Source organism: Algibacillus agarilyticus (assembly GCF_003286125.1).
Classification (GTDB): Bacteria; Pseudomonadota; Gammaproteobacteria; order Enterobacterales; family Alteromonadaceae; genus Algibacillus; species Algibacillus agarilyticus.
Genome location: NZ_QMED01000006.1, coordinates 70,564 through 85,864 on the forward strand (window position 1 = coordinate 70,564; position 15,301 = coordinate 85,864).

Genomic DNA, 15,301 nt, shown 5'->3' on the forward strand with positions numbered 1-15,301 from the left:
CTTGCGCTCTGGCTTTGTCAACCTAAATGAATTGAATAAACCGTAGCGATAAATTAACCGTGCTATTTCTTTTTAGCTTTAGCAAACGCGTCTGCAAATGCATTTCCCATGGCAGGCGCGCCCGTATTTCCACCACCAAAGCTGGTTTTAGCTGGACGATTTGAATGATGACGAGCCGGACGAGATTGGCGGTTTTGCGTTGGATTAGCCGCGCTTTTTGCCGGGGCTTGAACATCGTCATTCAAACGCATGGTAAACCCAATACGTTTACGCGGCACATCGACTTCTGTGACTTTAACCTTAACAATATCGCCCGCTTTTACCACTTTACGTGGGTCATCAATAAACGTTTCAGACATCGCGGATATATGCACTAAACCATCTTGATGTACGCCTACATCAATAAAAGCCCCAAAGTTGGTTACATTCGTCACCACGCCTTCGAGCTTCATACCGACGGTTAAGTCACTGATCGTATTTACGCCATCTTTAAATGTAGCGGTTTTAAATTCGGGGCGTGGATCTCGTCCTGGTTTTTCTAACTCTTTAAAAATGTCAGTTACCGTCGGTAAACCAAATTTTTCATCGGTATAGTCGTTAGCATTTAACGCCGCAAGCTTAGTGCCATTACCAATAATATCGTTTACCGCAACTTGATTCGTCTCAACTATTTTTTTCACCACAGGATAAGCTTCAGGGTGAACAGATGAAGCGTCGAGAGGGTTATCGCCGTTACTGATTTTTAAAAATCCTGCACATTGCTCAAAAGCTTTTGGCCCTAAACGTGATACTTTTTTAAGTTGAGTACGGTTAGTAAAGCGACCTTCTATGTCTCTAAAATCAACAATGTTTTGCGCTAAGGTTTTATTAAGCCCTGAAACTCGCGCTAATAAAGGAGCTGAAGCCATATTTAAATCAACACCAACCGCATTTACACAATCTTCGACAACCGCATCCAACGCACGTGCGAGCATACTTTGGCTTACGTCATGTTGGTATTGCCCTACACCAATCGATTTAGGTTCAATTTTAACTAACTCGGCTAACGGGTCTTGTAAACGACGTGCAATTGAAACCGCACCTCGTAACGAAACATCCATATCAGGAAACTCAGCAGCCGCAGTCTCACTCGCAGAATAAACCGAAGCACCCGCTTCACTTACCATCACTTTTGTTAGCTTTAACTCAGGTTCCGCTTTAATTAATTCTGCAACCAGTTTATCGGTCTCACGAGAGCCCGTACCATTACCAATGCTCACTAATGAAACTTTATGTCTAGCCGCTAGATTAGCCAGTGTACGTTTTGATTTATCCCACGCTTTTTGCGGTTCATGTGGATAAATAACCGCGGTATCTAAAACTTTACCGGTGTTATCAACAATCGCAACTTTAACCCCGGTTCTAATGCCCGGATCTAAGCCCATTGTCGCTTTTGCTCCCGCCGGTGCTGCCATCAATAAGTCTTTTAAATTGGTGGCAAACACCGAAATTGCACTTTCTTCCGACACTTCTCTTATTTGTGAGAACAGCTCGGTTTCCATATGCGTGCTTATTTTTATGCGCCAAGTCCATTTAATAACTTGTTTTAACCATGCTTCGGCCGCTAAACCTTGCCACTGGTAACCTTGATGTTCTGCAATCATAATTTCGATTGCCGACGTTAAAACGCCCTCTTCACTTTGCGGATCGGCATTTAACGTTACATTTAGCACACCTTCATTACGGCCACGGAAAACGGCTAATGCACGATGCGAAGGTATTTTATTTAACGCTTCGGAAAATTCGAAATAATCAGAAAATTTGGCCCCTTCATTTTCTTTACCTTTCACGACAGCGCTTTCAATCGTGCCATATTGCCATAAATACTGACGAATTTTTTTCAGTAGCTCAGCGTCTACGGCAAAGCGTTCCATCACAATAAATCGAGCGCCATCAAGTGCATCTTTGGCTTCATTAATACCGGCATCAGTATTTAAATAATTTGCCGCAAGTTGCTCAGGGTCTTGTGATAAATCGGCTAACAATCCATCAGCTAAAGGCGCTAAACCAGCCTCTATTGCAATTTGACCTTTAGTGCGACGCTTAGGTTTGTAGGGTAAATATAATTCTTCTAAATCGGTTTTACTGCTGGCGTTAGCAATTGCATTAGCCAAAGCAGGGGTTAACTTTTCTTGTTCTGTGATATTTTTTAATATAACACTGCGACGATCGTTTAATTCACGTAAATAAATCAAACGCGTTTCAAGGGTTCGTAAATGGCCATCATCTAATCCACCGGTTACCTCTTTACGATAACGGGCAATGAAAGGCACCGTTGCACCTTCATCTAATAAAGCAACTGCGGATGCAACTTGCTTTGGCTGTACGTTTAACTCAGCAGCGATAAGTTGTACTATTTCTGACATCATGGGGTCCTAAATCGAATACCTGCCGTATTTCGACAGCAAAACTGGAAATTATGGATAATCACGAGTATATATGGGCGAAGATTTAATAATGCTAGTCTAAAAATAAAAAATGGTAAGAAGTAATCATATTACCCGCGATGGTTGGGAAAAGTTAGAGCAAGAATTACGCTATTTATGGAAAGAGGAGCGCCCTCGAATAACGCGTTCAGTTTCAGAAGCCGCCGCGCAAGGCGATAGAAGTGAAAACGCAGAATATATTTATGGTAAACGCCGTTTGCGTGAAATAGATCGTCGCGTGCGCTTTTTATCAAAACGCTTAGATGAATTGCAGGTTGTGTATCCTAACCCACAACAAGAAGGTAAAGTTTATTTTGGTGCTTGGGTGAGTCTGGAAGATGAAGAAGAAAACACATTTTGTTATCGGATCGTGGGCTCAGATGAGTTTGACCCTAAAGTTAATTTTATTAGCATTGATTCGCCCATGGCCCGCGCATTAATTGGCAAAAGAGTGGATGACGAAATTACCGTTAAAACGCCCAACGGTACAAAAATCTACTACATTACTCAGATCCGTTATCGTGAATAAGTTTTATATACAGCGAGGAGTAAATCACGCTGAGTAGCTAACCTTGTTAGCATAATACTAATCCGTAATAATAAGTGCCCACTCAGCGAGCGTTTAAATGCGCTTAAATAAAAGAATAGTGGTGTTCTTTTGAGTTCGAGCAACACAGAGTAAGCGCATTTAAAACTCGCCTGAAAGGAATGCCCCAGCGGCTTTTGACCTGCGTTATCGGTATTTGAAAGGGAACAACCATTCCTGTACACCGACGCCTTGTTCAAAAACCGCTGGATGCATTCTGAGAGATCACTTATTTATATGAATTGGTATATAGTCTTCTCGCTCAGGTTTTATGGTTCATTGTCAGCGCTTACTCGCCCCAATCACATAATAGAGCATATGCTCATGGGGTCTCGAAGCTTGACGGCTTCCCCTAAAACCCGATCGCTTTGACTATAACACATCAAAAAAGCCGCTAAATTAGCGGCTAGTAAAGCTTGCACAGTGAGTTAGACAAGCGAATCGAGTAATTTTTGGTGGATCCCCGCAAAACCGCCATTACTCATCACTAAAATAACATCGCCTTTATCTGCATCATTAACAACAGCTTGTACGAGTTCATCAATGTTTTGATATAAATAAGAAGGTTGCTTGTTTTGCTTACACACTTCATCCAAAGACCAACCTAAGTTTTCAGGTTGAAATAAATAAACCGCATCGGCATCACTTAAAGAATCACTTAACGTGGCGGCATGAACGCCGAGTTTCATCGTCGCAGAACGAGGTTCTAATACGGCAATAATGCGCCCTATTTGTCCTTGCGTCAGTAAACTATTTTTCATACCATCAAGTGTTGTGGCGATCGCAGTCGGATGGTGAGCAAAATCGTCAAATACCTTCACTTGATTAACTTCACCTTTTAATTCTAACCGGCGTTTAACATTTTCAAATTTGGCTAAAGACGCGATCGCATCTTGCGGCCTTACGCCGACATTACGCGCGGCAGCAACGGCCATTTGCGCGTTATTAGCGTTATGCTCACCCACTAAATTCCAATTAACGGTTCCTTGATATTCATTTTCAAACATAATATCAAATTCAGAATAATCGGCTTTATGCGCTCGTAATTGCCAATCGGCCGAGATAATGGTGTTTTCACCCACTAAACCGGTTGTTTGCTTTTCGCACCAACACCCCATATCAATAACCTGCTCTAATGCTTTATCGGATTCTGGCAGCAATACCATGCCATTGCTTGGCACAGTACGCATAAGGTGGTGAAACTGTTTTTGAATTGCCGGTAAATCAGCAAAAATATCAGCATGGTCAAACTCTAAATTATTCAAGATCAACGTGCGAGGGCGATAATGAACAAACTTGCTACGCTTATCAAAAAAAGCCGAGTCATATTCATCCGCTTCAATGCAAAAGAAAATAGAATCGCCTAAGCGTGCCGATACCCCTAGATTATTAGCAACTCCGCCGATCAAAAAGCCTGGTTTTAAACCGTTATCTTCTAATATCCAAGTTAACATGCTAGTAGTGGTGGTTTTTCCGTGAGTGCCCGATACGGCTAATACCCACTTATCTTTCAACACATGTTCAAGCAACCATTGAGGCCCTGAAACATAGGGGATATTTTGATTTAACACGGCTTCAACCGCCTCATTGCCACGAGACAACGCATTGCCAATAATAACCAAATCAGGTTTAGGGTTTAAATGCTCAACTTTATAGCCTTCTAATAAATCTATTCCGAGTTCAGTTAGCTGTGTGCTCATTGGGGGATAAACATTCGCGTCAGACCCCGTTACTTTATAACCCAGCTCCTTAGCTATAACCGCTAAGCCCCCCATAAACGTGCCACAAATACCTAAAATATGTATATGCATAAAACCCAAGCATTCAAAAGTAATAAAATTGTCACTAGGCTAATTTAATCTTGACCTGAGTACAACTAAGCACAACAAATTAAATAATTTAAGCTTAAAAACCGAGCAATTAACCTTGATTAATTTAGGGCTTTTACTATAAATAAAGTAAGCAACGGAATGCCTATCTATACTCAAGTGACTTCAAAGTACGCGTTTCTACGCTTGGAAATGACTTGGGTCTATAAGAATACAGATGTCGTGAATAAGCAGTGTTAGCTGCGTTTATAAATCTATGTGAGCAAGGGCTTTATAAAAGGAATTTATATGAAAACATCAGCATTAAAAAAAATATTGCTAGTGAATACCAGCTTAATTTTAATAGCAGGTTATTACTGTGTTTTTATCGATAACTATGTTGAACCCAGTTGGCTTATATTAGCGATAGGTTTAACCAATTTAGTCTTGTTTACTACATTTTATGGCATTCAGCGGTATCAAACATATCAAAATCCATTTGAACATATCAAAATAGAGCAAAACCTGTTTTATTTAGATAACCATGTTTTTCCGATAGCTGACATTAACGTCATAATCGTTAATCAAGTTGATGGCCGAGGCTTATTGCAATTGCCTTACATAGACGATGGCAAAGTATCTTATCAATTCGATCCGGCTTATATACGTAAATTACAACAATTTATCGCAAAAAAGCTCCCTCAAGCTGAGTTAGTCATATAAAAACCAATGATGATGCGGATTAACGCACGGTTTAGCTAAAAAACGTTTGTTTTAAAACCGAAAGCGGCTGTGGTTTTGATAAATAAAAGCCTTGTAAGCGTTCAATGTTTAACAAATCACATAAAGACACCGTTTCGGGATTATCAACACCTTCTGCGACGATATCCATATCTAACGAATGGATCATAAACGCAAGTCCATGGATTAATTTATTTTGTCGCTCTGATTGCGAACTCAACATAATCGATTTATCAATTTTAACTGTATTTATTGGAAAATCGATCAAATGCGAAATTGAAGAAAAACCGGTACCAAAATCATCTAATGCGATAGAAAAACCAATATCCGATAATTGTTCTAACGTATCTAAGCTTTCTTCTGTATTAACCATCAATGCAGTTTCTGTTATTTCGAGCTCAATATGCTTAGGTCGAAGATCATGCTTTATTAACTCTTGTACAATATGACCCGCCAACTGCTGATCAGTCAGTTGAACCGGTGAGATATTAATACTTAATACAAGTTCGTCATTATTCGTTTCATTAATTAATTGCTTAAATTTATCCATCGCGGCATGAAGTACCCAATAACCAATATCATTGATAATCGTACTTTCTTCTGCAATAGGAATAAATTCATCAGGCGGGATAAACTCGCCCTCTTTAATCCAACGAATTAACGCCTCAACACCAACAACGTCTTTTTTTACGTTAAAAACAGGCTGAAAGTAAATATCAAATTCATTGTTGTCTAACGCGGAGTGCAGCGCTATTTCTATAGCATATCGTTTATCAAAATAAGCTTGCATTTCGTCTTCGAAATAACAAAGGCGATTGCGACCGGAATTTTTAGCTTTAAACATCGCAATATCAGCACATTTGAGTACATCTTCTGATTTTGCATTGCCAAACGGAACAACCGCGACGCCGATACTAACTGAGGTAATAAACTCAATACCATTAACTTTGACACGATTAATATCATTGAGTAGAGATTTCAATTCAAGATCGATTGATTGCTGATGCTCATTGCATTTAAGTAAAATGCCAAATTCATCACCACCAATTCGCGCGATCAAGAGATTATCAGATATTAATTTAGAAATGTGCATGGCGACCTGGATCAGCAACTGATCACCAACATCATGACCATGACTATCGTTAATGTGTTTAAAATGGTCTAAATCAACGATAGCAACGGCAAGATGAGTATGAGCATGACCATTTAGACTCAATTCATCACGCAATGTTTGCTCAAAATGTCGTCGATTGGCGAGTCCAGTTAGACTATCTCTTTCAGCTAAATATTTGACTTGGCTAAAGCTATCAATAAGCTGCTTGCGTAATTTTAAACGTGCTTGCGAATGATATATAGCTTGCTTAAGGCGAGCAGGCGTAATTTCGGTTTTTGTTAAGTAATCTTCTGCCCCTGCCTCGACACATTGAATAGCGACATCCGGGTTTGCTTCATGGCTTAATACCACAATGGCTACTTCGTCTTCACCAAATTCGTGTTTGAAAGTCGTTATAAACTCCAACCCAGTTTGATCCGGTAAATAAAAATCTAACAAAATGATATCAAAAGCATCTTTTTTAAACAGCGTAAACGCCTCTTCAGATGTTGATGCTTTAACTAACCTAAACTGCATCGAACTTTTAGAAAAAGCGCGCTTAAGAATTTCAAAATCAAGCAAATCATCTTCTATGACTAAAATATCCATATTTAGCCTTCAATTGATATTATTAGTTGGTAAATATACAAGCTGCCAATAGCCATCGAGTAGCGATATTAACTCTAAAAATTGCTGCCCTGTTGACCCTTTAACAAAATACCCCGCCACAAATTTGTCATAACTTTGCATTATATCTTTTTCATCATCAGAAGATGTAAGCACAAAAACAGTCGTCTTACGCAAAGTGGCATCATGACGAATATAATCAAGAAATTCAAAGCCATTCATCACCGGCATGTTCAAATCGAGTAATACGATATAGGGCTTTGACTGCAAATCATTTTGCATTAATGTAATTGCTTCTTGGCCATTTACCACACGAATAATTTGATTACCAATTTTTTGCTTACGAATAGAGCGCTCAAATGACATCGCATCAATATCATCATCTTCAACTAATAAGATCGTTATTTCATGTTTATTCATTGATGGTCTCGACATTCAAATTAGTTAGCCACGATGTTTTAATTGTAGTGCCTTTAATGCCATTGGATATGACATTTAATTCACCACCATAAAATTCAACCGTTTTTTTAATTAACGCCAACCCCATGCCGCTACCTTCTACCTGATCTTTAGGTTTTAAAGTCGTAAACATTTCAGTTACTCGTTGCTGAAATTGTGAAGGTATACCAGGACCATTATCGGTAACTTCAATAATATTAAAGTTGCCTTCTTGATAACAATTAAGCATTAACTCAAGACGATCTTCTTCTATATGTTTGATTGCGTTAGAAATAATATTGCGCATGACCAACTCAAAAGAAACGCGGGGCAAACGCATTTGCGTTAGCGAACCAGCAGAAAAATCAACGCTAATTTTTTTATTGGACGCCATCAAACTAACAACATCTTGCACAAAGAGTGATATATCCAACAATTCTGGTTCGCATACACTCATATCTAAACGCGCATAATTAACTAAATCATCTAACAAATTTCGCATTCTTAAAATACGACCTTGCATTGTTTTTAAATAATCGAGTGCTTCTCCGGGTAATTGCTCAGCATGATCTTCCTCAATCCAACTCGCTAGATTATAAATACCATTTAACGGCGAACGTAAATCATGAGAGGCCACTTGAACAAATTTTGATAACTCATGATTAGAGCGTTCTAACGCTTTGCGTTCACGAGTTTGTTCGGTCGTATCCCAATTAGCCCCTAAAATGCGTTCAGCTTGTCCAGATTCATCAGAAAAAACAGAGCCGAGCATGCGGACTGTTTTTAACTTGCCTTTGGCAGTAACCACTCTAAAACTCGATTCAAAGTCATCATTTTTGGACAATGCACTGTTAAACTCAGCTAAAACGCGTTCACGGTCATCAATATGCAACATATTAATCCAAACAGCATGTGGAACATCACCTTGAATACCGTCCAACTCATACGTTTCGAACATTTCAGCATTCCAATATTGATGTTCAGCATGGCAATGCCATTCCCAAATGCCAATATTTGATGCTTTAATAGCAAGATCGGCTATTTCATTTTTTCGACTCAGCGACTCAGATAAGTTTTCAAGTTCTGATTGTGTTTGCAAAAGTTGAGTAATATTAGAATGAGCGCCCAACATTCGAATAGGTTTACCCAAATCATTACGAATAATTAAGCCACGACAACGCACCCAAACAACACTGCCATTTTTATGTTTATATTTTACGACTTGATCGTATGGGTGTTGCGGATCGGCTAAATATTTATTGTAATTATCAATCACACGATTTTTATCTTCACTAAATAAATGTGATTGCCACCAATGCGCTAATAGTGGTACTTCACCTTCTTGGTAGCCAAGCGTACTTAGCAGTGTAGGGCTAAACCATTCGTTATCTGGGTTTTCGAGATCGCGATACCACAAGCCATCCAAAACGTGATGGTCTATCCAATCAAAAATTTCACTATTTTCATTTAGTGCAATTTTTAATTCTTGTTTTAAATAATCAGCAGTCTGAGTGGGCATATAAGCTTATTAATATTTAAAGGTGTAAGGCTATTAATATTTAAAGGTGTAAGGCTATTAATAAGTGTAGTAAAAGGTGGGGAAATAACAAAAAGATAATAGGGCAAACAATAAAAATTGCCCAACGAACGTTGAGCAATTTAAACGAGTTTAATCAACCTGCGTTATGGTTACTTTTTCCATAAGCGACATCGCAAGATTATTATCATAATAAGCGGCTTCGTTTACAAACGCGGTATAAACCGTTTTATCACCTTGGTAATAAACCGTATCACCACTAAACAACTGAAATAAAGGGTCACCAGGGTTTAACGTCGTGAAATCGTTGTCTTGAATATTTTTATGCACCATGCCTAAACGCTCACCTTCTTGATTTAGTGGCAATTGTAAGCTCTTCAAAAAACGATAAGCCTCTGTTTTTTCGGGCAACATGGGCAAACTATCGGTATTGTAAGCCTCTGCAAAATCTAAAATATGCTGAACCATCATCTCGCTTTGCTCAAATACATCATGGCGTAAAACAGCTTGCGGTACAGGCCCAACTTCAACAATAACACCATAACGCCCGGTTGTAGCCAATAAATGATGCTCATCATTATCTTTATGATCTTCATCACGGAAAATAGTGACGTCTGGCATATTTAATTTTAAATACGCCGCTAACTGATTATAAAACCGACCGGCTTGTGGCATTAATAATGTTGGTCCCATATTACTCGTCGTCGTATGCAAATCGATAACCAAATCGGTTTTCGATGCGCCTTTAGGACCGAGCTCTTCATTAATCACTTTTGCACGGTTTTGCTCATAACCGCCTAATGTGGGATCCGTTAAATTCTTGCTTGCAAACTGGCGATTTAAATCTTGATCGACATAGCGACGGTTAATTTCAAACGCTTTAGGGTTAGCCAGTAGTGTTCGAGTGATAAAACTATCTCGTTTAATTAATTCAGGTGCTGCCTGCCATTTTTCTAACAGATAATAACCTGTTATTTCATTTCCGTGTGTGCCACCAACGACTGCGACTTGTTTTATCGACACAATAAAGCCTCGTGATTTTTAAAGTACCTTAATATGTGACGTAATTTAACAGAATAACAAATGGGATTTTAATCACATATCGACATATGATAGTTCGACTCTCTAACACTTCTTAAATGAAAAACGTTTTTGTCTAACAATAAGGTTCAATTTACTCTCTTTTTTATTTATTCATCTATACTGACACTAACAAAATATTAACGTTAATTTTTGATGAGTTAATTTACGATGGCCGAATCAGCTAGCCCAAGTATCAAAACATATACAAGCATACTCGTTGATGCACAAGGCAATATTCTGTCTGATTTAAATGAAATAAATAACCCAATCCTACACAATTTAATCGACCAAAAAGATTTAAAGAAAGCGGAAAAACAACTTACTTTACATCAAATCATAGGCTTACAAACGGCAACTGATTTACTGCTATCACCTGATGAACAAATAATCCCTATCCCTGTAGAAAATCATAAAGACAATGGCATCAAAGCATCGGCATTGTTTGCTTCTGCACAAGCAATATTAATCGGCAAAAAACCTATTTATATTATTCGATTTTTTGACCAAACCGATGCACACACACCTTTAACCGACTTTTCAGACACTCAATCTAAATATAAATTAGCAACCGATAGTATTAATTTAGGTGTTTGGGATGTTGATTTAATTCAAGTGGCTGATGAAAATTCAGCTGAACCGCTTGACCGTTTTTTACAAAGCACAGCGGTGTTTTTTTCTAATACCACAAAAACACTACTGGGTTTAAACAATGAAACATTAACCTGCTGGCAAGATTTAAAAAAATATATGCACCCACATGACCGGCCTATTTTTGATTCAGTTGTGAGTAATCACTTATCTTTTCAAACGGCCATGCATATTGAATGTAGATTAATTGATAAAAGCAAAGACTATCAATGGTTTGAAATAAAAGGCGAGTCAGTTAGAGATAAATATGATAGTGCAAAACAAGTTACAGGCAGTATTCAAAACTGTACAGCGCAAAAAGAAATGCTACAAGCGGTATTAGAATCTGAAGAAGCAAAAAAAATGGCATTAGACGCCGCTAATATCGGGATCTGGACGGGTAACTTACTCGACAGTACTTGGACATGGGATGAAAAAGTTGATGCCATATTCGAATTCACACCAGAGCAACAAGGAAATATGGACATTTGGAAAGACCGGATGCACTCAGAAGACCGAGAGATCGGCAGTAATGCACTGGATAACGCACTTAATGAAGCAATCCCCTTTGATGTAAGCTATCGAATTAACACGCCTTCTAACCAAATTAAACACATTGTCGCTAAAGGCATGGTTACTCAAAATGTGTTTGGTGATTTAGTGCGCATTGATGGCATTTGTTACGACAACACCATTGAAATGATTGCCAAAGCGAAAATGGAAGAAATAAAAGAAGATTTGGAAGAAAGAGTGCAGCAACGCACTAAAGAACTCGAAGCATCACGTGATTTAGCCGAAGCGGGTAGTAATTCCAAATCTAACTTTTTAGCGATGATGAGCCATGAAATCAGAACACCGATGAATGGTGTTATTGGTGCGCTTGATTTGGTCGATCAATCATCTTTAGATTCGGAACAGAGAGAACTCATTACAACGGCTCAGAATTCTGCCTTAAACCTTGTTAGTATTCTCAATGACATACTCGATTTAAACAAAATAGAAGCGGGTAAGTTACAAATTGAAAACATCGATATATCCGTCTCAAGCATCATTGATAATATCGTTAGCATGTATGCACCTATTGCACAAAGCAACGGCTTAGAATTTGAATTGATAGAGCAATTGGATTATATCGATCGTGTCAATTCAGATCCGGTACGCATTCGCCAAATCATCAGCAACATCGTAAGCAACTCGGTTAAATTTACCGAAACAAACGAAAACACCCATGGCAAAGTCACATTAACCGTACGTTTAAACCCTGAAAAATCATTGGGTCCAGTTCAACAAATTGAGTTTATTATTGAAGACAATGGCATTGGTATGAAACCCGAAGCGGTCGAAAAACTATTTACCCCTTTTACTCAAGCAGAGGACTCAACGACTCGAAAATATGGGGGTACAGGGCTTGGCCTTTCGATATGTGGGCGTTTAAGCGATATGCTTGGCGGGGAGATAAAGGTAGAAAGTGAATATGGTCAAGGTTCGAAATTTATTATTGGTTTACCTTTATGGCCAGCAAAAGAAGAAGATGAAGCTAACTTGTCTTTATTATGTGGAGAAGAGTTTACTATTATAAATCCATTTTTGGATTCAGAGCATTGGGTAACCGAACTGCTAGACCAGCAAGGTGCATTCTTAGAAAACGAGGACTATGACTCATTTTTAGCAAATGGATCCGATTTGGATCAAAGTGGCTTTATCATTATTAATGCACTCAATCTTGATAAATCAAAAATCCAAGCCTTAATTGAACACTTTAATGCAAATCAACTTAACCATACTTTTATCTTTATCGATAAAAGCATGCGTACTTGGTTATATAAATTAACAAAACATATAAATAAAATTATATCACCGCCATTAACCAGCTATAAAATTAAAAATATTTTAACCGATAAAGCGTATCCCGAGGTTGAAGAAACAAGAGAACAAGCACCTTCAAAACCGCTTTGTTCAACCAGTGACGATGCTAGTGTATTAATAGTAGAAGACAATCCACTTAATCAAAAACTATTAACCAAACAAATAACGCAGCTGGGTTATAAAGCCGACTTAGCCAGCAATGGACTTGAAGGGATCTCATTATTTAACAAACACCGCTATAAAATAATTTTAACTGATTGCCATATGCCAGAAATGGACGGCTACAGCATGTCACGAAATATACGCCAACAAGAACAAAAAACAGATGCTAATTCAACGCCTATTGTCGCACTTACCGGGGCAGCAATGACAGGCGATAAAGAAAAATGTTTAGAGGCCGGCATGGATGACTTTATTACCAAACCTATTCAAACCCATCAATTAAAAGCAATATTGGAGAAATGGCATGCCTAATGATTGCGCTATTTATGATCCAGCAATTCTCAGCAGTTTAATCGGTAACGAAGAGGATTTGATCAATGAATATAAACAAGAGTTTATTAAACAGAGTATCACCTCTCTCAAAACCATAGCTTTGAACTATAATAAACATGACTATCATGCAATGAAAGAAGATGCTCACTATTTAAAAACATCAGCAAAAGCACTAGGCGCTCTACAGTGTGCCCAGCGTTTACAAGCAATAGAAAATGCAGCGTTAAAGGAAGATAAAAATTTATTAAAACAACTAGTAATGGAATTAAAAACTGATGTGCAAAACATTAAAAAGGTATTTAAACCATGAAACCAGGTAAATCATTAGCATCCAGACACCCAAAAGTTATGCTATTGCACGAGCATGAACAAGATAGTGGTGTTTCTTCATTAATAAGCAGCCATATACAAGATTTTCGTGCATTTAAAATAACCGATGAAGCGATTGAAGCCATCAAAGAGTTTAAACCGAAAATTTTATTGCTAGAGACCGATACCATAGCGGATGCTTTACGCCATTATTTAACCATGGTTAAAGAATTTGAATTATTACAACATCCACATCAAGTTATTATTTTGTGCTCCAATAAAGAGGTAGGAATAGCTTATGATGTTTGTGCGCAAGGTATTTTTTATGACTATTTTGTCACAAAACCTATGTATGAAAAATTTCGACTCAAAGCCATTTTAAATAATTTAGCGTTATTATTTGATCAGGCCGATCTGCTGCTCGAAACGACCAATAAACATATCGATAATATGGATGTCGATTTAGTCGATTTAGTCGAAGAAGCTCAAGAGTTTAATGATAGTTTACAAGCTTCAATTGATGATTGTAAAACAGCACTGGCGGATTCAGAACAAGAAACGAGTAGCACGAGTACTGATGCGAATTTAGCGGATATTTTAAACCCAATTATTCACCAGATAGAATCTAATATCCATCAAAACTTATCTCAAATCCTACAAGGCTTAACTCAACATCAGCAAAAAAACATCGATACAAAAAGTCTATTGGCATCCGCTTTACAAACTCAAAATTCAGTAGATGCGTCGATTGACAAAGCACAAACAATGCAAAGTGACAATGCAGCAAACAATCAAGGTATATCACAAGACCTACCGCCTAAAGAAGAACAAAAAAAACAATACAAGGTACTGTTAGTCGAAGATAATCATATATACCGCGATATGATTAAGCGGATATTAGAAAATGCAAACTATCTAGTTAACGAAGCTGCCGATGGCATCGAAGCCCTAAAAGAAATTAAAAAAGATAAATATGACCTCGTTATCATGGACTTGTTTATGCCTAAGCTAGATGGTTTAAATACCACTAAACAATTTAGAAAAATATCAAATAAAAGTGACTTACCTATCATCGCGTTAACCAGCAATAAAAATAAAGATCTCGTTAAAAAATGGGTCGCCTATGGGATCAACAGTTACATTATGAAACCATCCAAAAAAGAACAAATCATTAGTGCCGTTGAAAGTGCGTTAGGCATTACAGAAACTAATTAATTCAATAAATGGAGAAGATAATGCAACATATAAGCAAATTAGTGGTGTTAACTAGCACTGTATTGATTATTAGCTGTGGCCCAGCCCCAGTGCCAAAAAGTGATTGCGCAAAAGTAGTCGCGCACGCAAAAAACGTTTTAGGCGATAAAGCCCCCAGCGCTAATAAATTATTAACTCAGTGCCAAGAAGGAAATGACGAGCAGCGAGGCTGCGTTATGGCCGCAGATAAACCCATGAAAATATTACAATGCATGTAATTATTTATAACTAAACGCAGTTGCTGCCCCCCACAAATTCACTTTTTAAATAGGCAAAATTTATCGTGAGATGTCTTTTGCCTTTATTTCTTGTTTTGTATACACAGGTAAGAAAAAGCTTACCCCAAATGCGTCACACGTGAATATTCCCCTA

12 protein-coding genes are annotated in these 15,301 nt (G+C 38.0%); 6 read left to right on the forward strand and 6 right to left on the reverse strand.

Going from position 1 to position 15,301, the window contains the following annotated elements; genetic code table 11:
• Positions 1–62: 62 nt before the first annotated feature.
• Positions 63–2,405 (reverse strand): Tex family protein, encoded by a 2,343-nt coding sequence (locus DPX34_RS06905; RefSeq protein WP_111977679.1) that lies wholly within the window; start codon positions 2,403–2,405, stop codon positions 63–65.
• Positions 2,406–2,517: 112 nt separating this feature from the next.
• On the opposite strand from DPX34_RS06905, the gene greB reads away from it, so the two are divergent.
• Complete coding sequence (gene greB, locus DPX34_RS06910; RefSeq protein ID WP_111977680.1) at positions 2,518–2,994, forward strand: transcription elongation factor GreB; 477 nt, start codon at positions 2,518–2,520, stop codon at positions 2,992–2,994.
• Between the two features lie 485 nt (positions 2,995–3,479).
• Here greB and mpl read toward each other — a convergent pair whose 3' ends face one another.
• Positions 3,480–4,862 carry a UDP-N-acetylmuramate:L-alanyl-gamma-D-glutamyl-meso-diaminopimelate ligase gene (mpl, locus tag DPX34_RS06920; RefSeq protein ID WP_111977681.1) on the reverse strand — a complete coding sequence of 461 codons (1,383 nt, stop codon included), beginning with the start codon at positions 4,860–4,862 and terminating at the stop codon, positions 3,480–3,482.
• Positions 4,863–5,168: 306 nt separating this feature from the next.
• Here mpl and DPX34_RS06925 point away from each other — a divergent pair, with 306 nt between their 5' ends.
• Positions 5,169–5,582: a hypothetical protein gene (locus tag DPX34_RS06925; RefSeq protein WP_111977682.1), complete on the forward strand. Its 414-nt coding sequence runs from the start codon at positions 5,169–5,171 to the stop codon at positions 5,580–5,582.
• Between the two features lie 31 nt (positions 5,583–5,613).
• On the opposite strand, the gene DPX34_RS06930 is transcribed toward DPX34_RS06925, so the two are convergent.
• The 4 genes from DPX34_RS06930 to DPX34_RS06945 all read right to left on the reverse strand — a co-directional run bounded on the left by DPX34_RS06930 (position 5,614) and on the right by DPX34_RS06945 (position 10,318).
• Entirely contained in the window at positions 5,614–7,302 is a 1,689-nt protein-coding gene (locus DPX34_RS06930; RefSeq protein WP_111977683.1) for a two-component system response regulator, read from the reverse strand.
• Positions 7,303–7,311: 9 nt separating this feature from the next.
• Positions 7,312–7,740 carry a response regulator gene (locus DPX34_RS06935; protein ID WP_111977684.1) on the reverse strand — a complete coding sequence of 143 codons (429 nt, stop codon included), beginning with the start codon at positions 7,738–7,740 and terminating at the stop codon, positions 7,312–7,314.
• Positions 7,733–9,277, reverse strand: coding sequence for a sensor histidine kinase (locus tag DPX34_RS06940; RefSeq protein ID WP_111977685.1), 1,545 nt, complete (start codon positions 9,275–9,277; stop codon positions 7,733–7,735). The genes DPX34_RS06935 and DPX34_RS06940 overlap by 8 nt, the downstream gene beginning before the upstream one ends.
• A 150-nt stretch (positions 9,278–9,427) precedes the next feature.
• Positions 9,428–10,318 (reverse strand): aspartoacylase, encoded by an 891-nt coding sequence (locus tag DPX34_RS06945; protein ID WP_332872824.1) that lies wholly within the window; start codon positions 10,316–10,318, stop codon positions 9,428–9,430.
• A 228-nt stretch (positions 10,319–10,546) separates the two neighbouring features.
• Between DPX34_RS06945 and DPX34_RS06950 the strand changes: the two genes are divergently transcribed.
• From DPX34_RS06950 to DPX34_RS06965, 4 genes are read left to right on the forward strand one after another with little or no spacing between them, the layout of a single operon-like run.
• Positions 10,547–13,345: a PAS domain-containing hybrid sensor histidine kinase/response regulator gene (locus tag DPX34_RS06950; protein WP_111977687.1), complete on the forward strand. Its 2,799-nt coding sequence runs from the start codon at positions 10,547–10,549 to the stop codon at positions 13,343–13,345.
• Positions 13,338–13,676, forward strand: coding sequence for an Hpt domain-containing protein (locus tag DPX34_RS06955; protein WP_111977688.1), 339 nt, complete (start codon positions 13,338–13,340; stop codon positions 13,674–13,676). The genes DPX34_RS06950 and DPX34_RS06955 overlap by 8 nt, the downstream gene beginning before the upstream one ends.
• On the forward strand, positions 13,673–14,890 hold the full coding sequence (locus DPX34_RS06960) for a response regulator (RefSeq protein WP_111977689.1): 1,218 nt from the start codon (positions 13,673–13,675) through the stop codon (positions 14,888–14,890). Before DPX34_RS06955 ends, DPX34_RS06960 begins: the two co-directional genes overlap by 4 nt.
• Positions 14,891–14,910: 20 nt before the next feature.
• Positions 14,911–15,147, forward strand: a complete 237-nt coding sequence (locus DPX34_RS06965; RefSeq protein ID WP_232824684.1) for a hypothetical protein — start codon at positions 14,911–14,913, stop codon at positions 15,145–15,147.
• Positions 15,148–15,301 lie beyond the last annotated feature (154 nt).